Here is a 25,418-nt window from a genome sequence, read left to right as displayed (position 1 = left end):
ACGTCTACGCGCTGCACCCGGACGCGGGCAGCCGACTGATCGGCGGATACATGGTCTTCTACTCGATCGGCAGCGCCACCGGCGCCATCGCCGCGACCTGCCTCTACACGCCGGCCGGCTGGGGCGCCGTTTGCGCACTGGGTTCCGCGTTCAGCTGCCTCGGGCTCGCGCTGTGGGCCTTTGCCCGGCACAGCACCCCGGACGGACCGCCTCTGACCGGTAGCTGAAGAACCGCGCCGGGACCGCTGCCAGAGCTGCCGCCGGTGCACCGGTGCCCGGTCGCCGAGGGCTGACGGCCTCAGTCGGGCAGCACCAGCCGGGCCGTCTCCCCCGGCCCGACCGGGATCACCCGGTCGCCCAGGCGGATGTCGATGGGCGGCTGGTCGGACTCGGGTACGGCGATCTCCAGCAGGCCGCTGCGCAGCCGCAGCCGCACGCCCCAGTGGCCGTGGTAGCGGACGGCGAAGCCGTAGGAGGACAGCTCGGGCAGCGGGACGGGGTCGAGGCGCAGGCCGTCGCCGCGGGTCTCCAGGCCGGTCAGCCCGCGCTGCACGAGGTCGAGGGTGCCGGCCATCGCGCCCAGGTGGATGCCCTCGCCGGTGGTGCCCCCTTGCAGGTCGGCGATGTCGCCGCGCAGCGCCTCCTGGACGAAGCTCCAGGCGTCGGCGCGGCGGGCCCGGGCCAGGATCCAGCCGTGGACCAGGCCGCTCAGGGTCGAGCCGTGGCTGGTGCGGTGCAGGTAGTGGTCCACGGTGGCGAGCCAGCCGTGCTCATCGAGGTGGTGGCCCAACTGCTGGAACAGGGAGCGCAGTTCGAGCGGCGAGAAGAGGTAGCCGAGCATCAGCACGTCGGCCTGCTTGGACGCCTTGTAGCGGTTGACGGTGTCGCCCTCCGCCTCCAGGATCCGGTCCAGGCGCCGGATGTCCCGGTACCGCCCGCGGTAGCCGTCCCAGTCCAGCTCGGCGAGGTCGCCGTAGCCGTCGAACTGGCTGATCACCCCGTCGTGATAGGGGACGTGCAGCCCGCGGGAGACCTCGGTCCAGCGGGCGGGCTCGTCCGCGGACAGCCCGATGTGCTCGGTGAGTTCACGGCGGCGCGGCTCGGGCAGGCCGTCCAGCAGCTCCAGGGCGTGGGTGAGCACCCAGGCGGCCGTGACGTTGGTGTACGCGTTGTCGTCCAGGCCGGGCCGGTCCGCGCCGGGGTAGGCGTCGTGGTACTCGTCGGGGCCGACCACGCCCCGGATGCGGTACCGGCCGAGGTGGTCGTCCCAGTGCGCCGACCGCCCCCAGAAGCGGGCGATCTGGAGGAACATCTCGGCGCCCTCGCCGTGCCGGAACTCGGTGTCGCCGGTCGCCTCGCAGTACCGCCAGACGTTGTAGGCCACGGCCGAGCCGACATGGTGCTGGAGCCGGGAGTGGTCCGGCAGCCAGCGGCCCGAACGCGGGTTGAGGTGCACCTGCTGGGTCTCCTCACGGCCGTCGCTGCCGCTCTGCCACGGGTACAGGGCGCCGCACCGGCCCAGGTCGCGGGCCGCCCGGCAGGCCGCGTCCAGGCGGCGGTGCCGGTAGTGCAGCAGGGCGCGGGAGACCTCGGGGACGTGGAGGTCGAGGTAGGGCAGGACGAAGAGTTCGTCCCAGAAGACATGACCGCGGTAGGCCTCGCCGTGCAGTCCGCGGGCGGGCACGCCGACGTCCAGGTCCGCGGTGTGCGGGGAGAGGGTCTGCAGCAGGTGGAACAGGTGCAGGCGCAGGATGCTGCCCGCCTCGCCGGGCACGTCGAGCGCGGTGCGCCGCCACAGCTGCTCCCAGGCCGAGCGATGCGTCTCGCGCAGCTCCTCGAAGCCGGGCGCGGCATCGACCCGGTCCACGGCCGCACGCAGCGGGTCGCCGATCGCCGGGTCGTGGGAGGTGTACAGGGCGACCGTCTTGTCGACGGTGGCACTCGCGCCGGGCGGCAGCCGCAGCGGCAGCCGCTGGACCGCCCGGTGGACCTCGTTGGCGTGGGTGACCGGCGCCCGGGCGGTCAGCCGGGCGGCCAGCCCGAAGCCGGTGTCGGAGGTGCGGGTCCGGCAGCGCAGCCAGACCGTGCCGGGCACGGCGGTGCCGACGGTGACATGGCTGAGGTGCCGGCCGTCCAGCTCGCGGTAGCGGGCGACCCCGGAGTTGGTGACGCCCCCGTCCAGCGCGGCCTCCACGTCCAGTTCGACGGTGCCGCCCTCGGCGGTGAACTCGGTGCGCAGCGCGGCGAGATGGGGGTCGGCCAGGTGGACGAGGCGCTCCTGCCGGACCAGCAGGCTCGCGCCGGCGCCGAGCGGGTAGCGGGTACGGCGTTCCAGCAGGCCGGGGTCGAGGACGAGCATCTGGTGGTGCTCGGCGACGGGGGTGGTGTCCGGGCTGAGCCAGTCCCCGCCGGCCGGCCGGAACCGCAGCGGCAGCCAGTTGGGCAGGTTGACCATGTCCTCGTTCTCGACCCGGCGTCCGGCGATCTCCGAGGTGAGCCGGTTGTAGCAGCCGGCCGCGTAGGTGCCGGGGTAGTGGACGTCGTCCGCGGTGCACTCGGGCAGCGCCCCGCGCGTGGCGAAGTAGCCGTTCCCCAGGGTGCACAGCGACTCCCGCAGCCGTTCCTCCGCGGGCCGGTAGCCCTCGTACTCCCAGGTGGGGCCGTCCACCGTCAGCCTTCGGACAGCAGGCCGGCGAGGATCCGGTCGGGGGTGAGGGGGAGTTCGCGGAAGCGGATGCCGGTGGCGTGGTGGACGGCGTTGCCGACGGCGGCCGCGGTGCCGACGATGCCGATCTCGCCGACGCCCTTGCTGCCCATGGGGTTGAGGTGGGGGTCGTCCTCGTCGATCCAGTCGGCCTCGATGCCGGTGACGTCGGCGTGCACGGGCACGTGGTAGGAGGCGAGGTCGGACTCGGGGAAGTCGCCGAACGCCGGGTCCAGGGTGCTGCTCTCGGTGAGGGCCATGCCCAGGCCCATGATCATGGCGCCGGTGAACTGGGAGCGCGCGGTGCGGGCGTTGAGGATCCGTCCGGCGGCGAACACGCCGAGCAGCCGGCGCACCCGGGTCTCGCCGGTGACGGTGTCGACGGCGACCTCGGCGAAGTGCGCGCCGAACGCGTGCCGCGCCCAGGGGCTGTCGGCGTCGGCCTTCCCGGTGGTGTCCGCGCGGGTCTCGATGCCCTCGTCGGGCAGCGGTCCGGTGTGCGCGGCCAGCCGGGACGCCAGTTCGGCGCAGGCATCGTGGACGGCCCAGCCCCAGGAGGCGGTGCCCATGGAGCCGCCGGCCAGCGGGGCCGGGGGCAGGTCGCTGTGGCCGATCTCGGTGCGCACCCGGTCCAGGGGCACGCCGAGGGCGTCGGCGGCCACCTGGGCGAGGACGGTACGGGCCCCGGTGCCGATGTCCGCCGCGTTGGTCCGGACGACGAAGCCGCCGTCGGGCAGCGCCCGGGCGGTGGCGGTGGACGGGGCGACCTGCACGGGGTAGGTGGCGGCGGCCACGCCGGTGCCGAGCAGGAAGGGGCCCTCGCGGCGGACGCCGGGGCGCGGGTCCCGTCCGTCCCAGCCGAAGCGGCGGGCGCCCTCGCGCAGGCACTCCACGACGTGCCGGCTGCTGAACGGTTTGCCGCTGCCCGGCTCCTCGGCCGGTTCGTTGCGGGCGCGCAGCTCCACCGGGTCCAGGCCGAGCGCGTCGGCGAGTTCGTCCACGGCGGACTCCAGGGCGTACATGCCGGGTGCCTCGCCGGGGGCCCGCATCCAGGACGGTGTGGGCATGTCCAGCGGCACCACGCGGTGGGAGCTGAGCAGGTTCGGGACGGCGTACATGACGCGGGAGACGACCGCGGCGTACTCCACGTACTCCTTCACCCGGGAGGTGGGGCTGGTCGTCTCGTGCAGCAGGGCGGTGAGCCGGCCGTCCCGGCCGGCCCCGAGCCGCAGCCGCTGCACCGTGGGGGCGCGGTGGCCGACGACGGCCGGCAGGTGCCGGCGGGCGTAGGCGAGGGTGACGGGCCGGCCGGTGTGCCGGGCGGCCATGGCGGCGAGGACGACGTCCGGGCGCGGAGTGCCCTTTGAGCCGAAGCCGCCGCCGACGTGCTCGGCGACGACGGTGATCCGCTCCTCCGGCAGCCGGAACAACTGGGCGAGCGTGGCCCGCACCGTCGTGCCGCCCTGGCTGGAGGTGTACACGGTGAGCCGGTCGCCGTCCCAGTGGGCGGTGCTGGCGTGCGGCTCCATGGGGTGGTTGTGCAGGGGCGGCACCCGGTAGGTGACGTCGACGCGGACGTCGGCCCCGGCGTAGGCCGCCTGGGGGTCGCCGTGCTCGACGCGGCCGGGCTGGCCGCCCGCCTCCTGCGGTGCGTAGCCGTCCCGGTGGTGCTCGGTGAACCCGGCGTCGTGGGACGCGGTGTCGTAGGTGACCCGGACGGCCCGGGCGGCGGCGCGGGCGGCCTCCGGGGTCTCGGCGACGGCCAGGGCCACGCACCAGCCGCGGTGCGGCACGTCCGGGCCCTGCAGCACGGCGAGGGTGCGGTCCTCGGGCTCGGCGAGCCGCGGCGCGTCGCCGGGGGTGAGGACGGCGAGGACGCCGGGCAGGGCGAGGGCGGCCGAGGTGTCGACGGCGCGGACCCGGCCGCGGGCCACCGCGGCGGGCACCGGCCAGGCGTGGGCGCGGCCGGGCAGGGTGTACTCGGCGGCGTAGCGGGCGGCGCCGGTGACCTTCTGGCGTCCCTCGCGACGCTCGGCGGGCGCGCCCAGGGCGGTGCCGGTCATGGGGTTCCTCCTGCTGGGGGGCGGCTCAGGCCGGGGCGGGGGCCGGGGCGAGACGGTTCAGGACGTCCAGGGCGAGGTTGCGGGCGAGGGACACCTTGTAGGCGTTGTCCCGCAGCGGCTCGGCGTGCGCGAGTTCGAGGGCCACGGCGCCTTCGAAGGCGGCGGGGGTGGCGGGGGCGCCGAGCAGGGCCAGCTCGGTGTGCCGGGCCCGCCAGGGCCGGTGGGCGAGGCCGCCGAAGGCGATGCCCGCCTGGTCGACGACGCCGTCCGTGACCCGCAGTGCCACGGCCACGGAGGCGAGGGCGAAGGCGTACGACGCCCGGTCCCGGGCCTTGCGGTAGGCGGACGGCACACCGGCGGTGGCGGCGGGGAGCACGACGCCGGTGATCAGTTCCCCGGGGCGGATCCAGGTGTCCCGCTCGGGGTGCTCGCCGGGCAGCCGGTGGAAGTCGGCCGCCGGGAGGCGCCGGGGGCCCTCGGGGCCGTACAGCTCGACCTGGGCGTCCAGGGCGGCGAGGGCGACGGCCATGTCGGAGGGGTTCGTGGCGATGCACTGCGCGGAGTGCCCGAGGACGGCGTGGTCGCGGTGGACGCCGTCCCGGGCGCCGCAGCCGCTGCCCGGCTCCCGTTTGTTGCAGGGCTTGTCCAGGTCCTGGAAGTAGGGGCAGCGGGTGCGCTGGAGCAGGTTGCCGCCGGTGGTGGCGGCGTTGCGCAGCTGTGCGGAGGCGCCCGCGAGGAGTGCCTGGGACAGCGCGGGCCAGCGTGCGCGGACGCGCGGGTCGGCGGCCAGGTCGCTGTTGCGGACGGTGGCTCCGACGCGCAGGGAGCCGTCGGGCAGCTCCTCGGTGCCGTCCAGGGGCAGCCGGCCGATGTCGATGAGGACGGTGGGCCGTTCCACGCCGAGTTTCAGCAGGTCGACGAGGTTGGTGCCGCCGGCGAGGTAGCGGGCTCCGGGGCGGGCGGCGTACGCCTCGACGGCCTCCTGGACGCTGCCGGGCCTGAGGTATCCGAAACCGTCCACTCAGATCACGTCCTCGATCGCCTCGACGATGCGCGGGTAGGCGCCGCAGCGGCACAGGTTGCCGCTCATCCGCTCGCGGATCTCGGTCCGGTCCAGCGGTACGGGCGGGCCCGCGGGGGTCCGCGGGTCGGTGACGTGGGAGGGGTGGCCGGCTGCGGCCTCGGCGAGCATGCCCACGGCGGAGCAGAGCTGGCCGGGGGTGCAGTAGCCGCACTGGAAGGCGTCGCGGTCCAGGAAGGCCCGCTGGAGCGGGTGCGGCTCGTCGCCGTCGCCGCCGAGGCCCTCGACGGTGGTGATCTCGCTGCCGTCGAGGGTCACGGCGAGCAGCAGGCAGCTGTTGAGGCGGCGGCCGTCGACCAGCACGGTGCAGGCACCGCACTGGCCGTGGTCGCAGCCCTTCTTGGACCCGGTGAGGTCGAGGTCCTCACGCAGCAGGTCGAGCAGGACGCGCCGGTTGTCGACGCGCAGGGTGTGGGGTTTGCCGTTGACCCGGAGGGTGACCTCGCAGTGGTGGCCGGGCCGGGGTGAGCTGGTCATGGCAGGGGTGACCTTCCGGACGGACGGTGCAGCCGTGCAGACCGCGTATCCACGTCCGGCCGGGCTCACACGTCCCGAGGGCCACCTTTCCGATCACGGGTCCGATCACGGGTAGCGGACGAGGTCCGCGACGTTGGATGTCGCGTTCGAGGGTCCTCCGGTGCCGTTGACGACGTGGCCGATGGTGCCGGTGCCGCCGAGGGAGACGGTGACCATGCTGGTGAAGCGGACGTTCGGGTGGTCCGGTGCCTCGATGGCGCGGGCCGCCGTCACGCGCGGGTCGACGTTGAAGTAGCAGTAGCTGCCGAGGCCGTACGCCTGGTGGCTGGTGACGGAGTCGGCGACCTTGTAGGCGGCGTAGCCCTGGGTGGAGCCGTTCATCCAGGCGGCCTGGTTCGGCGGGTCGTACGGCATCTCGTTCTGGAAGAAGTAGGTCCGGCCGCCTTGGCCGTTCCAGACGGTCTGGTACTTCTGGAAGTGCTCCACGAACAGCCCGTACATGGTCACGTCGTCGCCGTTGACGACCAGGCCGGTGTCGGCGGTGTTGCTGGTCCAGCCGACGCCGCTGCCGTGATCGGCGCGCCAGATCCACATGTGGTCGCCGATGACGTTCCTGCTGTTGACGACGAGGCCGGTGGCCGCCTTGCCGACGCCGGCGCCGCCGATGCGGAAGTAGACGTCGTGCAGGGAGGTCGGGTCGGCCGTGTGGGAGGCGGTGGAGCCGGCCGGCCCGACCTCGACCAGGGTCTTCGAGCTGGTGGTGCCGGCGTCGAAGAGCAGGCCCGCGATCTTCACTCCGTCGACGTCGGCGACGGACAGCGCGGTGACGCCGTTGTCCGGGACGAAGGTGGCGAGGCCCAGGCCGAGGACGACCGTGTCCGGGCGGGTCACCTTCAGGGTCTGGTCGAGGTGGTAGACACCCGGGGTCACCAGCAGGTTCTGGCCGGCCGCCAGGGCCGCGTTGATCTGGGCGGCGGTGGCGCCGGGCTTGACCACGTAGAACCGGCTGAGCGGCAGCGAGGATCCGGCCGGGGTGCCGCCCGCCCAGCTGGTCGCGGTGGAGTCGGTGCGCACGGACGGCACGAACACCTGGTAGTTCCCGGAGCCGTCGACGTACAGGAACGGCTTCTCCCGGATGACGGGGCTCTGCGCGACGGTGGTGTACGGCGGTTTCGGGAAGCTGGTGGCCGGGACGCCCTGGCTGCCGACGAACACCATGTTCCAGTTGGACCCGGTCCAGCTGCCGAGCTGGGAGTTGCGGGTCAGCCACTGCTGCTGGCTGCCGGAGTTCACCTGCCCGTCGACCTTGCTGTCGGCGAGGTAGCCGCCGGAGGACCAGCCGCCGTCGTCCAGGGCGAGGTTGCCGCGCAGGTGCATCCGGCGGTAGGGCGCCGCCTGGGAGACGGCCCAGCGGTCACCGCCGCCGGTGGGGTTGACGGAGAGGTTCTCGGCGCCGCGCCAGAAGTTCTGGGTGGCGTTGCCCTGGAACCAGTCGGCCTCGGCGTGCACCGCCCCGTTGACCGTCACCGCGTCCGGGGTCAGGCCGAGGCCGAGCACCTGGGTGTAGAAGCCGACGTTGACGTCGGCGTCGTAGGCGCCGGGCTTGAACAGGACGGCGTAGCGCTGGGCGCCGAACTGGTTTGTCTCCTGCTGCTTGAAGATCGTGTCCAGCTTGCCCTGGATGGCCGAGGAGGACATCGACGGGTCGAAGACGACGACGCCCGGGCCGAGGTCCGGATTGCCCGCCGACTGGGTCACGGGGACCACCTGGAAGCGCTGGGCGGCGGTGCCGTTGCAGGTGTACTGCACGTACTGCACGCTGTCGGCGAGCGAGGCGCCGGGGTCGTCCAGGCACTTGCCGCTGTTCCGGTTGACGAAGTGGAAGGCGCCGCCGCCGTCGTCCACGGGCAGCCACTGCTGGTTGGCGCCGCCGCCGTAAGCCCACAGGTGCACCGCCGCGTTGTCGGCCGTGGACACGTCGGCGACGTCGGCCACCCGGCTGGTGTCGTTGCGGGTCGCGATGCGGACGTAGCCGCCGCCGGCGTCGGTGAGGCTCCACTGCTGGGCCGTGGTGCCGTTGCAGGCGTACTGCTGCACGACGGTGCCGTCGGCGGTGCCGGCCGCCCTGGCGTCCAGGCACCTGCCGCTCGCGGCGTTCATCACCGTGGCGAAGCCGGTGGGCAGGGCGGCGGCCCCGGCGGCGGCCGCCGGGGCGGGTGCCGCCGTGAGCAGGGCGGCGGCGAGGGACAGTGCGGCGAGGGACCCGGCCGCGGGAAGGGGTCTGGCCATGTGCGCGGGTGGCCTTTCGTGGGGGGCAGGCCGCAGGCCCAACAGCGGGGGGACAGTCGACCGTTGGGACCTGCGGGGCTTTGTTTAAGGCGTGAAACTAAAGGTACGGACCACCGGAGTCAAGAGGTGCACCGGAAACCCCGCCCGAGCCCGGAGCGCCGGACCATACCGGTGGGCGGGCGTCACCCCGCCGTCGGCGCCCCCGCCTCCACGGCCCCCGGCTCCACGGCCCCCGGCTCGACCGCACCCGGCGCCGCCGCCTCCGTCGGCTCCCCCGGCTCGCCGCGCCCCGCGAACTGCGTGCGGTACAGCTCGGCGTAGCGGCCGTCCGCCGCCAGGAGCTCCTCGTGCGTGCCGCGTTCCACGATGCGGCCGGCCTCCACGACCAGGATCTGGTCGGCGGCCCGGACCGTGGACAGGCGGTGGGCGATGACCACGGCGGTGCGGCCCTCCAGGGCCTCGGTGAGCGCCTCCTGGACGGCCGCCTCGGAGGTGTTGTCGAGATGGGCGGTGGCCTCGTCCAGGATGACCACGCGCTGGCGGGCCAGCAGCAGCCGGGCGATGGTCATGCGCTGGCGCTCGCCGCCGGAGAGCCGGTAGCCGCGCTCGCCGACGACCGTGTCCAGCCCGTCGGGCAGGGACCGTACGACGTCGGCGAGGCGGGCGCGGCCGAGGGCGTCCCACAGCTCGTCGTCCCCCGCGTCCGGGCGGGCCAGCAGCAGGTTGGCGCGGACGGTGTCGTGGAAGAGGTGGCCGTCCTGGGTGACCATGCCGAGGGTGGCCCGCAGGGACGCGGCGGTCAGCTCCCGTACGTCGGCCCCGCCGATGCGGACCGCGCCCGCGTCGACGTCGTACAGGCGTGGCAGGAGCTGGGCGATGGTCGACTTGCCGGCGCCGGAGGAGCCGACCAGGGCGACGGTCTGGCCGGGTTCGGCGCGGAAGGAGATGCCGTGCAGCACCTCGGCGCCGCCGCGGGTGTCGAGCGCGGCGACCTCCTCCAGGGAGGCGAGGGAGACCTGGTCGGCGGACGGGTACGCGAAGCGGACGTCCTCGAACTCGACGGCGACCGGTCCCTCGGGGACCGCGCGGGCGTCGGGCTTCTCCGCGATGAGCGGCTCCAGGTCGAGCACCTCGAAGACCCGCTCGAAGCTGACGAGCGCGCTCATCACCTCCACCCGGGCCCCGGCGAGCGCGGTCAGCGGGGCGTACAGCCGGGTCAGCAGCAGGGCGAGGGAGACCACCGCGCCGGGCTCCAGGGTGCCGTGCAGCGCGAACCAGCCGCCGAGGCCGTAGACGAGGGCCAGGGCGAGGGCGGAGACCAGGGTCAGGGAGGTGATGAACACCGACTGGGCCGTGGCCGTGCGCACGCCGATGTCCCGGACCTGGGCGGCCCGCGCGGCGAACTCCGCCGACTCCTCCTCCGGGCGCCCGAACAGCTTGACCAGGGTGGCGCCGGGCGCGGAGAACCGTTCGGTCATCCGGGTGCCCATGGCCGCGTTCAGCGCCGCCGCCTCCCGCTGCATACGGGCCATCCGGCGGCCCATGCGGCGGGCGGGCAGCACGAACACGGGCAGCAGCACCAGCGCCACCAGGGTGATCTGCCAGGACAGGGTGAGCATGACGGCGAGCGTGAGCAGCAGGGTGACGAGGTTGCTGACGACGCCGGAGAGGGTGTTGGCGAAGGCCCGCTGGGCGCCGATCACGTCGTTGTTGAGACGGCTGACGAGCGCGCCCGTACGCGTACGTGTGAAGAACGCGACGGGCATGCGCTGCACATGATCGAACACAGCCGTCCGGAGGTCGAGGATGAGTCCCTCCCCGAGCGTCGCCGACAGCCGGCGGCCGAGGATGCCGAGCCCCGCCTCCGCGAGCGCCACAAGCGCGATGAGCAGGGCCAGCCGGATCACCGTGCCGGAGTCGTGCCCCGCCACGATCGCGTCGACGACGCGGCCGGCGAGCACCGGCGTCGCCACGGCGAGCAGGGCCGTCACCACCCCGAGCAGCACGAACCGGACGATGCCGGCGCGGTGCGGGCCGGCGAAGGCGGCGATGCGGCGCAGCGTGGCGCGGGCGAACGGGCGCCGGTCGGACTGCGCGTTCATGACGCTGTGCAACTGCGTCCAGGCGGTGGTCTCCATGCTCATGGGAAAGAACCTAGAACCTCAAGGTTCGTTGAGGTCAAGCTCCCGGGTTTTTCATCGCTGATCCGGCGGCTCGGAAAGCCTGTGCCGATATGACTGCCGTCCCGCACACCCCGGGCCGCCTCCCCCGGCGCGTCCCCGTCCGCCGGGCGCTGTGCCTGGTGCCGCTCGTGCTCGTCGCCGTGACCGCGGCAGGGCGCCGCCCGGTGCTAGCCGAGGGCTTCGGGCACCTGCGGACCGCCTCCTGGCCCCGGCTGCTCGCGGCGGCCGCGGCCGACCACCTGCTGCCGAGCGGGCTCGGCGCCGGCGCCGTCGACCTGCGTGTCATGATCGTGTGCGGGGTGCCCCTGGCCCGTTCGCGGGCCGCGCTCGCCCCGTACCCGCCGGCTGAGCGCGCGGGCCGGCTCGGCCTGCCGGCCGCGCTGCTGCTCGCCTTCCCGGACGCGCTGCGGCCCGGCACCCAGCTGCCGGCCGGCACGGCGCTCCCGCTGCCGACTACGAGCGCGCCGCCGCGGACGTCGCCGCCGCGGTGGAGCTGGTGCGGGCCGAGCCCCGCGTGGACGCCGACCGGGTCGCCCTGTGGTTCCTCTCCGGTGGCGGCCTGCTCGTCGCGGACTGGCTGACAAAGCCCCCGGCCCGGCTGCGCTGCCTGGCCGCCTCCTACACGATCTCTGCGCCGCTGCCCAACTGGGGCCGGACGGCAGCCGGTTCCACTCGAGCCGGGCGATCGCGCAGGCGGGCGCCCTGCCCGTCGTCCTCCTCCGTGCGGGACGGGAGACACCCGAGATCGCCGCCACCGTGGAGGCGTTCGTGACCGCGGCCGGGGCCTGCGGGGCACACCTGGAACCGGTCGGCCTCCCGAACGGCCACCACGGCTTCGAGACCCTCGACGCCCCCGAGGAGACCCGCCCCGTCCTGCTCCGCGCCATGCGCTCGGTGGCGGCCCGCCTGACCGCCTGACAGGCTACGGACGGATCACCGTCCCGCCCCGGGCACCGGGGCCGATGAAAGAGGTCGCCGCATGCCGGTGCGGATCGAACGGCAGGAGTACGTCACCACGGTCGTCCTGTCCCGGCCGGAGGCCCGCAATGCCGTCGACGGTCCCACGGCCGCCGAACTCGCCGCCGCGTTCCGGGCGTTCGAGGCGGACGACACCGCCCGGGCGGCGGTGCTGTGGGGCGAGGGCGGCACCTTCTGCGCGGGCGCGGACCTGAAGGCGATCGGCACCGGGCGCGCCAACCGGGTGGCCGAAGACGGTGACGGGCCGATGGGGCCGACGCGGATGCGGCTGTCCAAGCCGGTGATCGCGGCGGTGTCCGGGCACGCGGTCGCGGGCGGCCTCGAACTCGCCCTGTGGTGCGACCTCAGGGTCGCGGAGGAGGACGCCATGTTCGGGGTGTTCTGCCGCCGCTGGGGCGTGCCCCTGATCGACGGCGGCACGGTACGGCTGCCCCGGCTGATCGGCACCGGCCGCGCCCTGGACCTGATCCTCACCGGCCGCCCGGTCCCGGCCCGTGAGGCGTACGAGATCGGGCTCGTGAACCGCCTGGTCCCGGCCGGACGCGCCCGCGCCGAGGCGGAGGCCCTCGCGGCGGCCGTCGCCCGCTTCCCGCAGGCCTGCCTGCGCAGCGACCGCGCCTCGGTCCTGGACCAGGAGGGCCTGGACGAGCGGACGGCGATGCTCGGCGAGCTCCGCCACGGTGCGGGGGTCCTGGCCCAGAGCGCGGAGGGTGCCGCCCGGTTCGCCGCGGGGGCCGGGCGGCACGGCGCGTTCGACGCGCCCTGAGCAGGCCGGGGACGCCCGCTCAGCCGGTGCTCACCCGTACCGGCCCGCCGCCGGGGTCGACGCGGTCGTGCCAGCGGGCGGTGAGGGTCAGCGTGCGGCCGGGCGGCGCGGTGCCGGCGGTGAGCCGCCGGCGGTCAAGGAGGCGGCCGTCCTGGCGGACGTACAGCACCGGGCGGGGCAGCGGGACGCCGGTGCGCAGGACGTGCCGGTCGGGTACGGCGCCCGGGGTGACGCGGTTCGGGGCGATCCAGCGCAGCGGTGCCTCGACGGTCACGGGGACGCCCGGGTCCGGCCAGGGCGCGCCCGCCAGGAAGTCCAGGACCGCGCCGGCCGCCCGGGCGCCCTCGCGGGCCGCGGTGCCGGCGGGCTCCACGGCGTGCAACAGGTTGCCGGCGGCGAAGACGCCGGGGCGCGAGGTGTGCGCGGTGGCGCCGGTGGCGGGGCCGCGGGTGCCCGGGTCCAGGGTGAGGCCGCCGCGCCGGGCCAGTTCGTGCTCGGGCACGAAGTCGCCGGTGAACACCACGGTGTCACAGGGGAGTACGGCCGTGCGACCGTCCCGGTGGCGGACCCGGACGCCGGACAGCCGTCCGTGGCCGAGCAGTTCGGTGATCGTGGTGCCGGTGAGCAGCGGGATGCCGTGGACCAGCCGGGCCGCACCGGCGCGGGCCCTGCCGGTCTGGGCGCGCGGGTGCTCCGTGACCAGGGCGACGACCTCGGCGCCGGCCGCGCGGACGGTGGCTGCCGCCGCGTAGGAGACGTCCGCCGCGCCGACGACGACCGCGCGGGTACCGATGTGCTGCCCGTACAGGTGGACCGCCTGCTGGAGTTCGCCGGTGGTCCAGACGCCGGCGGGGCGGGTGCCGGGCACCAGCCGGGCGGCGCGCGGGCGTTCGCGGGCGCCGGTGGCGAGGACGACGGCCCGCGCCTGGACGGTCTCCGGTCCGCCGGGCCCGACGGTGGTCAGCACGGGGCCCGCCGGCGCCCAGTCCAGCGCCGTCACGCCGGTGCGGAGCGTGGCGCCGGCCCGCTCGGCGGCCTCGGTGAGCAGGCCGGCGTAGCGGGGGCCGGTGAGCGGGCGGGTCCAGGTGCCGAAGCCGCCGTGCGCGCAGTGCCGGGGCATCCCGCCGGGCCGCGCCTCCCGTTCCAGCAGCTCCACGCGTCCGGCGCCGGCGGCGGCCAGCCGGGCGGCGGCGGCGAGTCCGGCGGGACCGGCGCCGACGACGAGGACGTCCACGTGCCGCGGGGCCGTCATGGCGCCGCCCCCTGCTCGAACAACTGCCGTACCGCCGCGCCGCAGTAGAACCCCTGGCAGCGGCCGGCCCGTGCGCGGGTGCGGCGGCGCAGGCCCTCCAGGCTGCGCGGCGGGACCGTCCCGGCGAGGGCGTCGCGGATCTCGCCGCGGGAGACGCGCTCGCAGTGGCAGACGAGGGTGCCGTACTCGGGGTCGGCGGCGATGAGGTCGGCCCGCTGGTAGGGGCGCGGGAATGCCTCGCCCAGGTTGGGCATGGTCACCGGCTCGGGCTCCCGGACCGGGCCGAGGTCCAGGCCGCCGTCGGCCAGCAGGCCGGTGACGTGGGCGGCGATGGCCAGGGACGCGGTCAGGCCGGTGGAGCGGATGCCGCCGACGGTGACGTACGCCTGCCCGGGGTGCGCGGTGATCCGGTAGTCCTCGTGCCCGGTGGCCGCGCGCAGCCCGGCGTAGACGGCGGTGACCTCCTCCGCCGGCAGGGCGGGCAGGATGCGCCGGCCCTGCTCCAGCAGTGCGGCCGTCCCGTCGGCGGTGGAGCCGGTGGCCTGCTTGTCGTGCAGGTCCTCGGCGGTGGGGCCGAGCAGGACGTTGCCGTAGACGGTGGGGGCGACCAGGACGCCCTTGCCGAGGGCGGTCGGCACGGGCAGCAGGATGTGCCGGACGAGGGGGCGGGCGAACTTGTCGTACACCAGGAGCTGGCCGCGGCGCGGGGTGACGGTGAAGTCCTCGTGGCCGAGGGCGCGGTCCAGGGTGTCGGCGTGCAGTCCGGCCGCGTTGACCAGGTGGCGGGCGCGCAGGGTGCCCCGGCTGGTGGTCAGCAGGTGCCCGTCGGCCCACCGGGTATGGTGCACGGCCGTGTTCAGGTGCAGGTCCACTCCGGCGCGCACGGCCTGGGTGGCGTAGGCGAGGGTCGTCGTCCAGGGGCAGATGATGCTCTCGCCGGGGACGTGCAGGGCGCCGAGCGCGCCGGGGCCGAGGTGCGGCTCCCGGGCGTACAGCTCCCCGGGGCCCAGCAGCACGGTGCCGGGGCAGGCGTTGCGCTCGGCCTTCTCGGCCAGCCGGGGCAGCGCGGCGAGCTGCTCCCCGTCCCAGGCGACCAGCAGCGCGCCGACCCGTTCGACGGGGATGCCGGTCTCGGCCGCGTAGGCGCCGAGCCGCGCGTAGCCTTCGCGGACCAGCCGGGCCTCCAGGGTGCCGGGGGTGGCGTCGAAGCCGGTGTGCAGGATCGCGGTGTTGGCCTTGGAGGTGCCCTGGCCGACGTCGTCCTGGGCTTCGAGCAGGGCGACGCGCAGCCGGGGCCGGCGGGCCAGTTCGCGGGCGACGGCGCAGCCGACGACGCCGGCACCGGCGATCGCCACGTCGTACGGCACCGAGGGCAGCGGACCCTCCGCGGTGACCGTCACGAGCCGAGGAGGGCCGTGACGGCGGCGCGGAACCCGGCGCGGCGTTCGGCGGCCTGGCCGGCGCTGATGCGGGGCTCGTACACGGCGGCGGGGCTCCAGTCGGGCAGGGCGTCCTCGACGCTCAGGCCGGGGTGCGCGCCGAGCCGGGCGAGGGTGGCGGCGCCGAGCGCGGTGGCGTCGGGCAGCGCGGACACCTCCACGGGGCGTTGCAGCAGGTCGGCCTGGGTCTGCATGAGGAGCGCCGAGCGGGTGAGGCCGCCGTCGACGCGGAGCGTGTCCAGCGGTGCGTCCAGGTCGCCGGCGGCCGCGTCGGCGAGTTCGGCGACCTGGGCGGCGATGCCCTCGCACAGGGCGCGCACCAGGTGCCCGGGGGTGGTGTCGAGGCCGAGGCCGGTGAGGGACCCGCGTACGTCGCCGCGCCACCAGGGGGCGGCGAGGCCGGCCAGGGCCGGGACGAAGGTGACCCCGCCGCTGTCGGGGACGGTGGCGCCGACCGGGTCGAGGTCGGCGGCGGAGGAGACGACACCGAGCCCGGTGAGCCAGCGGACGGCGGAGGCGGCCGTGTAGACCTGGCCGTCCAGGCAGTAGGCGGTGTGTCCGTCGAGCCGCCAGGCCACGCAGCCGGCCAGGCCCGAGTCGCCGCGCCGGGGGCGGTCGCCGGTGTGCGCGAGCAGGAACGCGCCGGTGCCGTAGGTGCACTTGGCGGCGCCGGGGCCGGTGACGCGCTGGGCGAGCAGCGCGGCCTGCTGGTCGACGATCAGTCCGGTGAGCGGGATCTCGGGGCCGAACGCCCGGGTGGTGCCGACCGGCTGGGCGGTGTCGGTCACCTCGGGCAGGCGTTCGCCGGCCAGGCCGTACAGGTCGAGGGCGCGCGGGGACCACTCGGCGCGGTCCAGGTCGAGCAGCTGGGTGCGGCCGGCGGTGGCGGCGTCGGTGGCGAAGGCGCCGGTGAGGCGGTGGACCAGCCAGGCGTCGGAGGTGGTGACGACGCCCTCGCGGGTGAGGTGGCGGCGGATCCAGGCCATTTTCGGCGCGGCGAAGTACGGGTCGAGGGGCAGACCGGTCAGCTGCCGCAACTCCTCGGCGTGCTCGGCGAGTTCGGCGCAGACGGTCTCGGCGCGCCGGTCCTGCCAGACCAGGGCGTCGGTCAGCGGGCGGCCGGTGGCCGGGTCCCAGGCGAGGACGGTCTCGCCCTGGTTGGCCAGCCCGAACGCGACGACGTCCTCGCCGGCCTCGGCGAGCGCGCGCCGGCCGGCGTCCACCACCGAGTCGTACAGCCGGGCCGGGTCCACCTCGACCAGGCCGCCGGGCAGATGGCGGGGCCGCACCTCGGCGAAGGCGGAACCGAGCACCCCGCGCTCGGGGCACACCACGAGCGCCTTGGTGCCGGACGTGCCCTGGTCGACGGCGAGCACCGGCCCGGTCATCGCGCGTCCTCCGCTCCAGCCGTGAAGATCACCGCGCCAGCCTGCCGTCGCCCGGGCCCGGCGTCAAGCTTCCCCCGCCAGGTCAACTTGCCTTACTAGATAGTTGACTTGGTAACAATGGTACGGGGCAACCCACGCCTCTATAGTGACCGCCGACCACACGAGGCATCTTCCATACCGCCCAGGGGAGGGCTGTTGCAACGTCACCCCGCCACCTCGCCCGTGCGCCAGTGGCCGGGGGCCCGCTGATGGCCAGAGACGGAGCCCGCCCCTCCTACGACCCCGCCGGCCCCGACCACGCCCTGCGCGCCGCCCTGCAGGACCTGCGCACCGGCCGCTGGATGGCCATGCGCACCCTGCTCGCGGAGACCGCCCACTGGGGGCAGTGGACCCAGCGCACCCAGGTCCTGGCGGCGACCGCGGCCGGCACCGACGTGGTGCGGGCCTGGCTCGCCGAGGAACCGGACAGCGCGCACGCGGTGGTGATGCACGCCCGGGTCGGTGTGGAGCGCGCCCTGCGGGCCCGGCGCGAACGGCACCGCCGTACCCACCAGCTGTGGATCGAGGCGTGGGACGCGGCCCAGTCCGCCGCCCGGGCCGCGCCGCGGGACCCGGTGCCCTGGGTGTGCCTGCTGGCGCTGGCCCAGCTCGATCCGGAGCAGCGCTGGGAGGAGCACCGGGCCGCCGCGCCGGAGCCGCTGCTGCCGCCCGGCCCCTGGGGGCTGCTGGCCGAGGCCGGCCGGCGCGACCCGTTCAACCGCGAGGCCCACCACCGCATGCTGCAGTTCCTGTACGTGCGCGGCGGTTCGGGCCGGCTCGCGGAGGCCTCCGGGTACGCGCAGTGGGCCGCCGGCCAGGCCCCGCCCGGTTCCGCGCTGCACCTGCTGCCGCTGTACGTCCGGGTCGAGCGCTACCGCCGGGACAGCGGGCACGACGCGGCGCTGGACCTGCACTGGGTGGCGGAGGAGGCGGCCCGTGAGGCGCGGCGCGCGCTGGACTCCTGGTTCGAGCGGACGCGGCCCGCCGAGCGGGCGCTGCCGGACCTCAACCACCTGGCGCACGCCCTGTGGGGCTCGCTCCAGTTCCCGCAGGCGGCCCGGGTGTTCGAGGCGATCGGCCCGTACTTCACGCCCCCGCCCTGGATGTACCGCACCCCGGACCGGGACCGGGCCGTGGAGATCTTCGTGCAGGCCCGCGACCGCTGCCGGGCCGCCGCGGACGGCTCCCGCCCCTGAACCGGTCCCGCCCCCGCCCGCTCCCCTGAACGCACAGCCCTCCGCTCCACCCCCGAACGTTCCCGTCGCACGTGCCCGTTGGAAACCGTCGATACCGGAGGTCCCCCGCGTGTCCCCCACCCCCGATCCCTCGCCCGCCCCCGTCCCCTCCCCCGGCCTGCCGCAGCAGGACGAGGAGCAGCGGCTGCGGGAACTCGGCTACCGGCCGGTGCTGGCCCGCCGCATGGGCGGCTTCGGCAACTTCGCGATCAGCTTCTCGGTGATCTCGATCCTGTCCGGCTGCATGACCCTGTACGGCTTCGGCCTGAACACCGGCGGCCCCGCCGTGATGCTGTGGGGCTGGGCCGGTGTCGGCCTGTTCGTGCTGTGCGTCGGACTCGCGCTCGCCGAGGTCACCAGCGCCTACCCGACCTCCGGCGCCCTGTACTACATGGCCGACCGGCTCGGCGGCAGACGCTGGGGCTGGTACACCGGCTGGCTGAACCTGCTCGGCCTGCTCGGCGCGATCGCCGGCATCGACTACGGCGCCGCCCTGTTCACGGGCGCGTTCGCCAACCTCCAGTGGGGCTTCGAGCCCACGCCCGGCAAGACCATGCTGATCTTCTGCGCCATCCTGCTGCTGCACGCGGTGCTGAACCTGTTCGGCGTGCGCCTGGTCAGCGTGCTCAACTCGATCAGCGTGTGGTGGCACCTGGCGGGCGTCGCCCTCATCGTCGGCGCGCTGGCGGTCTTCCCCGACCACCACCAGTCGCCGTCCTTCGTGTTCACGAAGTTCGTCAACGAGACCGGCTGGCACAACCCGCTGTACGTCGCGGCGATCGGCCTGCTCCTCGCCCAGTACACCTTCTCGGGCTACGACGCCTCCGCCCACCTGTCCGAGGAGACCTCGCACGCCTCGGTGGCCGCCTCCCGCGGCATAGTCCGCGCCATCTGGGCGTCCTGGCTGGCCGGTTTCGTGCTGCTGGCCGGTCTGACCTTCGCCATCCAGGACTACGACGCCACCCGCACCACCGGCACCGGTGTGCCGCCCGCCCAGATCCTGCTCGACGGCCTCGGCACCGACGGCGCGAGCGCGCTGCTCCTCGTCGTCATCGTCGCCCAGCTGTTCTGCGGGAACGCCGAGGTCGCCGCGGCCAGCCGGATGGTGTTCGCGTTCAGCCGGGACGGCGCGCTGCCCGGCTCCCACCTGTGGCGCAAGGTGAGCGGCCGCACCCAGACCCCGGTCGCCGCCGTCTGGCTGTCCGTCGTGGTGGCCTGCGTCCTCGCCCTGCCGTCGCTGTACTCGGCGACGGCGTACAACGCGGTGACCGCCATCAACGTCATCGGCATCACCCCGGCCTACGCCATCCCGGTGTACCTGCGGCTGCGCGCCGGCGACCGCTTCCGGCCCGGGCCGTGGCACCTGGGCCGCTGGAGCAGGCCGATCGGCTGGATCGCGGTCGTGTGGGTGGCGTGCGTGACGGTCCTGTTCTGCCTGCCGCAGTCCTCGCCGGTCACGGCCGGCACGATGAACTACGCCTCCGTCGCCCTCGCCGTGGTCCTGGTCCTCGCCAGCATCTGGTGGTACGTCGCCCGCCGGTCGTACGGCACCCCCACCACCGCCGCGTACGGCAGCGACCGTGACCAGGCGGAACTCGCCGAGGGCATCGTCTGAGCCGGCTGTCCGCACAGCGCCGGTCCCGGTGCGGACCTGCGTCCCGGATACGGCAGGATGAACGAGCGCGCCGGTCACCGGAGTTCCTCCGGCCGGCGCGATCGCACATTCCGGACATCGAGCAGGTGACAACGTGACGAGACTTCACAAGTGGTGCTCCGCAGCGGTTCCGCGCCCCGGAGGTGACCGGTGAACCGCACGCCGACCCTGGACGACCTGGTCCTCGCCGGCATCGCCCTGGGGGCCGGCCTGGTGCTCGCCTTCATGTCCCGCACCCTGCTGCGCTGGCTCGCGGGGCACGCCAAACGCACCCGCTGGAGCGGTGACGACGTCATCGTGGACGCGCTGCGCTCGGTCGTCCCCTGGGCGGCGATCGCGGGCGGCGCGGCGGCGGCCACGGCCGTGCTGCCGTGCACCAAGGCCGTCCAGCACCACGTGTACCAGGCGCTCCAGGTCTGGGTGATCGTCGTGGTGACGTTCTCCGCGGCCCGGGTGATCGCCGGTCTGGTCCGTACGGTCACCCAGTCCCGGTCGGGCGTCGCGGGCTCGGCGACCATCTTCGTCAACATCACCCGGGTGCTGGTCCTGGCCATCGGCTTCCTGGTGGTCCTGCAGACCCTCGGCATCTCCATAGCGCCCCTGCTGACCGCCCTGGGCGTCGGCGGCCTGGCGGTCGCCCTGGCCCTCCAGGACACCCTCGCCAACCTCTTCGCGGGCGTCCACATCCTCGCCTCCAAGACCGTCCAGCCGGGCGACTACATCCGGCTGAGCAGCGGCGAGGAGGGCTACGTCGTCGACATCAACTGGCGCCAGACCACGGTCCGCCAGCTCTCCAACAACCTGGTGGTCATCCCCAACGGCCAGCTGGCCAAGGCCAACATGACCAACTTCACCCGCCCCGAACAGGAGCTGACCGTCCTGGTGCAGGCCGGGGTGAGCTACGACTCCGACCTGGAGCACGTGGAGCGGGTCACCGCTGAGGTGGTCGCGCAGGTCATGACGGACGTCGCCGGCGCCGTCCCCGACCACGAGCCCGCGATCCGCTTCCACACCTTCGGCGACTCCCGGATCGGCTTCACGGTGATCCTCGGCGTCGGCGAGTTCAGCGACCAGTACCGGATCAAGCACGAGTTCATCAAGCGCCTGCACCGCCGCTACCGCGAGGAGGGCATCCGCATCCCGGCCCCCACCCGCACGGTCTCCCTCCAGCCGGGCCCGGCGGTGATCCCGCACCAGCGCACCGGGGAGGACATCACCGGCGGGGCGGCGGTGGCCGACTGAGCCACCCCGGCCGGACCGTCCTGGGAGCGGGCGGGGATCTTGGGCATCCGTAGCCGGGAGATCTTCGTCGCTGTCAGGAGGAAGCCGGCATGACCATACCCGTGCGCCAGGTCCGAGGGGCGGAGCGCCGTCGGCGCTTCGACCTGCGCAGCACCGCGATGTTCTTCGTGCTGCTCGCGATCATCCTGTGCGTCCTCGCGTTCCTGGCGCGCACGGCGGCGGACATGGCCGAACGCCGCCCGGTCTGGGCCGGGATCCTGGCGCTGCTCGCCACGGCCGCCGCGCTCCGGCTCCGTTCCCGGCGGCGCCGCCTGTCCGCCGGCGGGTACGCGGTCCGGGCCGCCCGGGCGCTGGAGGAAGCCGCCGACAAGGCCTCCGGCAGTCTCGCCGCCGCACCGGCGGCCGGGGCCGCCGCGTCCGTGCCCGCCGCCGCCCCCGTCCCGGTGACCGACTTCGCCGCGCTCGACCCCGACGGTTTCGAGCAGGCGATAGCGGAGCTGTGCGAGCTCGCCGAGTGCCGCGAGGTGGAGGTGGTGGGCGGGGCCGGCGACCTCGGGGCGGACGTCGTCGCCCGCACCCCGGACGGGCGGCGCCTGGTCATCCAGTGCAAGCAGTACTGCGACGACAACAAGGTCGGCTCCCAGGACATGCAGCGCTTCGGCGGGACCTGCTTCACCATCCACGAGGCCGACGTCGCCGCGGTGGTCACCACGAGCGACTTCACGGCACCCGCCCTGGAGTACGCGCTGCAGTGCGGCATCGTCTGCGTGAACGGCGACGGCCTGGAGGCCTGGCGCCGGGGCACCGGCCCCAGCCCCTGGGAGCGGGCGCCCCTGGGACCGTGAACCGGCACGCCCGCCGCACCGGCCGGCGCAGCCCCCGGACGTACCGGTCACGGACTACCCTCGAAGCAGCATGACCTCCTCCCCCGACCCCCGCTCGCTCGACCAGCTGCTGGACGCCCTCGCCCGGCAGCCGTTCCGGGCGCGGTTCCACCTGCGCGGCCGGGACCGGGCGACCGCCGGGCTGAAGGGCCCGGCGACCCTGCGGTGGCACGCCTACGACCTGATCGCCAAGCGGCTGGCCCCGGCCGAGCCGTACAAGGACGGCAGGCAGACGCCGTACCGGGGACATCCGGTCTTCGTGGCCCAGCACGCGACCGCCACCTGCTGCCGGAGCTGCCTCCAGCGCTGGCACGGGATCCCGAAGGGGCGGACACTGACCCGGGACGAACACGTGTACGTGGTGGACGTGATCTGCCACTGGATCGCGCGCGAGATGGCGGGCGGCGCTTTTTCCGGCCAGGACCCCTGTCGAGCCGACCCCGATCACGAGATATCTTGATGTCGAGCAATGTTGCAGACGTGGAGCGGAGCACCCGGTGACTGACTCGACCATCATCTACACCTACACAGACGAGGCCCCGGCCCTGGCGACGCATTCGTTCCTGCCGGTGATCCAGGCGTACGCCTCGCAGGCCGGTGTGCCCGTGGAGACGCGTGACATCTCGCTGGCCGGGCGCATCATCGCCGTCTTCCCGGAGTACCTGAACGAGGACCAGCGCATCCCCGACGCGCTGACCGAGCTGGGCGAGCTGGCCAAGACCCCCGCGGCCAACATCATCAAGCTGCCGAACATCTCGGCGTCCATCCCGCAGCTGAAGGCCGCCGTCGCCGAGCTGCAGGCCAAGGGCTACGCGCTGCCGGACTACCCGGACGACCCCAAGACCGACGAGGAGCGCGAGATCCGCGCCCGCTACGACAAGGTCAAGGGCTCCGCCGTCAACCCGGTGCTGCGCGAGGGCAACTCCGACCGCCGTGCTCCGGCCTCGGTGAAGAACTACGCCAAGACCCACCCGCACCGCATGGGCGCCTGGACCGGCGAGTCCAGGACCGACGTGGCGACCATGGGCGAGAACGACTTCCGCTCCACCGAGAAGTCCGTCGTCGTCTCCGAGGCCGGCGCGCTGCGCATCGAGCTGGTCGGCGAGGACGGCACCACCACCGTCCTGAAGGAGTCCGTACCGGTCCGCGAGGGCGAGGTCGTCGACGCCGCCGTCATGCGCGTCGCCGAGCTGAACACCTTCCTCGCCGCGCAGGTCGCCCGCGCCAAGGAGGAGGGCGTCCTGTTCTCCGTGCACCTGAAGGCCACGATGATGAAGGTCTCCGACCCGATCATCTTCGGTCACGTGGTGCGCGCCTTCTTCCCGAAGACGTTCGCGAAGTACGGCGAGACCCTCAAGGCGGCCGGCCTCACCCCGAACGACGGCCTCGGCGGCATCCTGAAGGGCCTGGAGAACCTGCCCGAGGGCGCCGAGATCAAGGCCTCCTTCGACGCCGAGATCGCCGAGGGCCCGGACCTGGCGATGGTCGACTCCGACAAGGGCATCACCAACCTGCACGTGCCGTCGGACGTCATCATCGACGCCTCGATGCCGGCCATGATCCGCACCTCCGGCCACATGTGGGGCGCGGACGGCCAGGAGCACGACGCCCTCGCCGTGATCCCGGACTCCTCCTACGCCGGTGTCTACCAGGCCGTCATCGACGACTGCCGGGCCAACGGCGCCTACGACCCGTCCACCATGGGCTCGGTCCCGAACGTGGGCCTGATGGCGCAGAAGGCCGAGGAGTACGGCTCCCACGACAAGACCTTCGAGATCCCGGCCGCCGGCACCGTCCGCCTGACCGACCAGGCCGGCAACGTCCTGATCGAGCAGCCGGTCGCGCAGGGCGACATCTTCCGCGCCTGCCAGACCAAGGACGACCCGATCCGCGACTGGGTCAAGCTGGCCGTCACCCGCGCCCGCGCCACCGGCGACCCGGCGGTGTTCTGGCTGGACGAGACGCGCGCCCACGACGCGCAGCTGATCGCCAAGGTCAGGCAGTACCTGCCCGAGCACGACACCGAGGGCCTGGACATCCGCATCCTGTCCCCGGTCGAGGCCACCAAGCTGTCGGTGGAGCGCATCCGCCGCGGCGAGAACACCATCTCGGTGACCGGCAACGTGCTGCGCGACTACCTGACCGACCTCTTCCCCATCCTGGAGCTGGGCACCAGCGCCAAGATGCTGTCGGTCGTCCCGCTGATGGCGGGCGGCGGCCTGTTCGAGACGGGCGCCGGCGGCTCCGCCCCGAAGCACGTCCAGCAGCTGGTCAAGGAGAACTACCTGCGCTGGGACTCCCTCGGTGAGTTCTTCGCCCTGGTGCCCTCCTTCGAGCAGTACGCGGCGACCACCGGCAACACCCGCGCCAAGGTCCTCGCCGACACCCTGGACCGCGCCACGGCGACCTTCCTCAACGAGGACAAGTCCCCGACCCGGCGCGTCGGCGGCATCGACAACCGCGGCAGCCACTTCTACCTGTCCCTGTACTGGGCGCAGGAGCTGGCGCGGCAGACCGACGACGCCGACCTGGCCAAGGCCTTCGCGGCGTTCGCCGAGACCCTCGCCGCGAACGAGCAGAAGATCGTCGAGGAGCTGAACGCGGTGCAGGGCTCCCCCGCCGACATCGGCGGCTACTACCAGGTCGACAAGGCCAAGGCGGACGCGGTCATGCGCCCGTCGGCCACCTGGAACGAGGCCCTGGCGTCCCTGAGCTGACGCCCGCGGCGCCCGTGTGACGCGCCCCGGCCGGCAACCGCCCGGCCGGGGCGCGGTCGTACCCGCCGCGGGGCGTTGTCAGTGGTGTGTGGCACCTTGATCACGCACCATGCCACCGACGACGCCCTGGAGCGGCCCGTGACCTCCTTCGACCTCCTGCCCGGTGACCCGGACTCCCCCGTGCTGCTGCACGTGCCGCACTCGGCACGGGCGATACCCGAGGACGTGCGCGCCGGGATCGTGCTGGACGAGCGGGAACTGCAGCGGGAGCTGGACCGGATCACGGACGCGCACACGGCCGAGATCGCCGAGCGGGCCGCGGCGCTCGCCGGGGTGCGGCCCTGGCGGTTCGTGAACCGGCTGTCACGGCTGGTGGTGGATCCCGAGCGGTTCCCGGACGAGCGGGAGGAGATGGCGGCGGCCGGCATGGGCGCCGTGTACACGCGGACCACGCACCGGGGTGTGCTGCGGCCCGCGGACACCGACCCGGAGCCGCTGCTCGCCCGCTATTTCCGGCCGTACGCCGCAGCCATGACCCGGGCGGTGGCCGGCCGGCTCACCGCGACCGGGCGGGCCGTGATCATCGACGTCCACTCGTACCCGGCCGAACCGCTGCCGTACGAACTCCACGGCGCCGGCCCGCGCCCGCCGGTGTGCCTCGGCACGGACCCCTTCCACACCCCGCCGGAGCTGACCGCGGCCGCCCGCACGGCGTTCGCCGGCTGCGGCGGGACGGGGCTGGACAGCCCGTTCGCCGGGACGTACGTCCCGCTGGACTTCTACGGCACGGACGCCCGCGTCGGCGCCCTGATGGTGGAGATCCGCCGGGACACCTACATGACCGAACCCTCCGGCCCGCCCGGCCCGGGCCTGAACCGCCTCGCCACCGCACTGGCGTCCCTCGTGGACCTGGCCGGCCCCTGAGCCACGCTTCCGACGAGTGCCCGGCCGCCGGCCGGCGGGCGCAGGCCGGAGACGCTCGCCACCGCGATCCGGCCCCCCGGGGGAACCGGGCGGCCCGAACCCG

General features: G+C 74.4%; 18 protein-coding genes and 2 pseudogenes. 11 read left to right on the top strand and 9 right to left on the bottom strand.

Annotation, left to right across the window (positions count from 1 at the left end):
* Positions 1-2 precede the first annotated feature (2 nt).
* Positions 3-227, top strand: a pseudogene (locus IG05_RS45810) (MFS transporter); the annotation flags it as partial.
* A 71-nt stretch (positions 228-298) separates the two neighbouring features.
* On the opposite strand, the gene IG05_RS0128950 reads toward IG05_RS45810, so the two are convergent.
* The 6 genes from IG05_RS0128950 to IG05_RS0128925 form a co-directional block, all read right to left on the bottom strand.
* Entirely contained in the window at positions 299-2,668 is a 2,370-nt protein-coding gene (locus tag IG05_RS0128950) for a glycoside hydrolase family 65 protein (protein ID WP_030346973.1), read from the bottom strand.
* Positions 2,669-2,670: 2 nt separating this feature from the next.
* A complete protein-coding gene (locus tag IG05_RS0128945; RefSeq protein WP_030346972.1) occupies positions 2,671-4,767 on the bottom strand; it encodes a xanthine dehydrogenase family protein molybdopterin-binding subunit in 2,097 nt (698 codons plus the stop codon).
* Between the two features lie 25 nt (positions 4,768-4,792).
* Entirely contained in the window at positions 4,793-5,788 is a 996-nt protein-coding gene (locus IG05_RS0128940) for an FAD binding domain-containing protein (RefSeq protein ID WP_030346971.1), read from the bottom strand.
* A complete protein-coding gene (locus IG05_RS0128935) occupies positions 5,789-6,325 on the bottom strand; it encodes a 2Fe-2S iron-sulfur cluster-binding protein (RefSeq protein ID WP_030346970.1) in 537 nt (178 codons plus the stop codon).
* A 105-nt stretch (positions 6,326-6,430) separates the two neighbouring features.
* The gene (locus tag IG05_RS0128930) at positions 6,431-8,614 is read right to left on the bottom strand and encodes an RICIN domain-containing protein (protein WP_030346969.1); all 2,184 of its coding nucleotides are present in this window, start codon (positions 8,612-8,614) and stop codon (positions 6,431-6,433) included.
* Positions 8,615-8,796: 182 nt separating this feature from the next.
* Positions 8,797-10,752, bottom strand: coding sequence for an ABC transporter ATP-binding protein (locus tag IG05_RS0128925; RefSeq protein WP_051790380.1), 1,956 nt, complete (start codon positions 10,750-10,752; stop codon positions 8,797-8,799).
* A gap of 95 nt (positions 10,753-10,847) precedes the next feature.
* On the opposite strand from IG05_RS0128925, the pseudogene IG05_RS45805 reads away from it, so the two are divergent.
* From IG05_RS45805 to IG05_RS0128910, 3 genes and pseudogenes are all read left to right on the top strand, one after another.
* Positions 10,848-11,246, top strand: a pseudogene (locus IG05_RS45805) (TIGR00374 family protein); the annotation flags it as partial.
* Between the two features lie 319 nt (positions 11,247-11,565).
* Positions 11,566-11,715 carry a hypothetical protein gene (locus IG05_RS50680; protein WP_158839033.1) on the top strand — a complete coding sequence of 50 codons (150 nt, stop codon included), beginning with the start codon at positions 11,566-11,568 and terminating at the stop codon, positions 11,713-11,715.
* 61 nt (positions 11,716-11,776) lie between these two features.
* A complete protein-coding gene (locus tag IG05_RS0128910) occupies positions 11,777-12,541 on the top strand; it encodes a crotonase/enoyl-CoA hydratase family protein (protein ID WP_030346966.1) in 765 nt (254 codons plus the stop codon).
* Between the two features lie 19 nt (positions 12,542-12,560).
* On the opposite strand, the gene IG05_RS0128905 is transcribed toward IG05_RS0128910, so the two are convergent.
* From IG05_RS0128905 to IG05_RS0128895, 3 genes are read right to left on the bottom strand one after another with little or no spacing between them, the layout of a single operon-like run.
* Complete coding sequence (locus IG05_RS0128905) at positions 12,561-13,793, bottom strand: NAD(P)/FAD-dependent oxidoreductase (RefSeq protein ID WP_030346965.1); 1,233 nt, start codon at positions 13,791-13,793, stop codon at positions 12,561-12,563.
* Complete coding sequence (locus IG05_RS0128900) at positions 13,790-15,193, bottom strand: FAD-dependent oxidoreductase (RefSeq protein ID WP_030346964.1); 1,404 nt, start codon at positions 15,191-15,193, stop codon at positions 13,790-13,792. Before IG05_RS0128900 ends, IG05_RS0128905 begins: the two co-directional genes overlap by 4 nt.
* The gene (locus IG05_RS0128895) at positions 15,190-16,620 is read right to left on the bottom strand and encodes an FGGY family carbohydrate kinase (RefSeq protein WP_030346963.1); all 1,431 of its coding nucleotides are present in this window, start codon (positions 16,618-16,620) and stop codon (positions 15,190-15,192) included. Before IG05_RS0128895 ends, IG05_RS0128900 begins: the two co-directional genes overlap by 4 nt.
* A 248-nt stretch (positions 16,621-16,868) precedes the next feature.
* Between IG05_RS0128895 and IG05_RS0128890 the strand changes: the two genes are divergently transcribed.
* From IG05_RS0128890 to IG05_RS0128855, 7 genes are all read left to right on the top strand, one after another.
* Positions 16,869-17,855 (top strand): hypothetical protein, encoded by a 987-nt coding sequence (locus IG05_RS0128890; RefSeq protein ID WP_030346962.1) that lies wholly within the window; start codon positions 16,869-16,871, stop codon positions 17,853-17,855.
* A 109-nt stretch (positions 17,856-17,964) separates the two neighbouring features.
* Complete coding sequence (locus tag IG05_RS0128880) at positions 17,965-19,509, top strand: amino acid permease (protein ID WP_030346961.1); 1,545 nt, start codon at positions 17,965-17,967, stop codon at positions 19,507-19,509.
* A 189-nt stretch (positions 19,510-19,698) separates the two neighbouring features.
* Positions 19,699-20,790, top strand: a complete 1,092-nt coding sequence (locus tag IG05_RS0128875) for a mechanosensitive ion channel family protein (RefSeq protein WP_030346960.1) — start codon at positions 19,699-19,701, stop codon at positions 20,788-20,790.
* A gap of 89 nt (positions 20,791-20,879) precedes the next feature.
* Positions 20,880-21,635 carry a restriction endonuclease gene (locus IG05_RS0128870; RefSeq protein WP_030346959.1) on the top strand — a complete coding sequence of 252 codons (756 nt, stop codon included), beginning with the start codon at positions 20,880-20,882 and terminating at the stop codon, positions 21,633-21,635.
* Between the two features lie 70 nt (positions 21,636-21,705).
* A complete protein-coding gene (locus IG05_RS0128865) occupies positions 21,706-22,134 on the top strand; it encodes a DUF4186 domain-containing protein (RefSeq protein WP_030346958.1) in 429 nt (142 codons plus the stop codon).
* Positions 22,135-22,171: 37 nt separating this feature from the next.
* Positions 22,172-24,391 carry an NADP-dependent isocitrate dehydrogenase gene (locus tag IG05_RS0128860; protein WP_030346957.1) on the top strand — a complete coding sequence of 740 codons (2,220 nt, stop codon included), beginning with the start codon at positions 22,172-22,174 and terminating at the stop codon, positions 24,389-24,391.
* A gap of 99 nt (positions 24,392-24,490) precedes the next feature.
* A complete protein-coding gene (locus tag IG05_RS0128855; RefSeq protein WP_420707635.1) occupies positions 24,491-25,315 on the top strand; it encodes an N-formylglutamate amidohydrolase in 825 nt (274 codons plus the stop codon).
* Positions 25,316-25,418 lie beyond the last annotated feature (103 nt).

The sequence above is a fragment of the Streptomyces sp. NRRL S-1022 genome (assembly GCF_000720135.1).
Taxonomy (GTDB): Bacteria; Actinomycetota; Actinomycetes; order Streptomycetales; family Streptomycetaceae; genus Streptomyces.
This window is presented reverse-complemented; position numbering and strand designations above follow the sequence as displayed.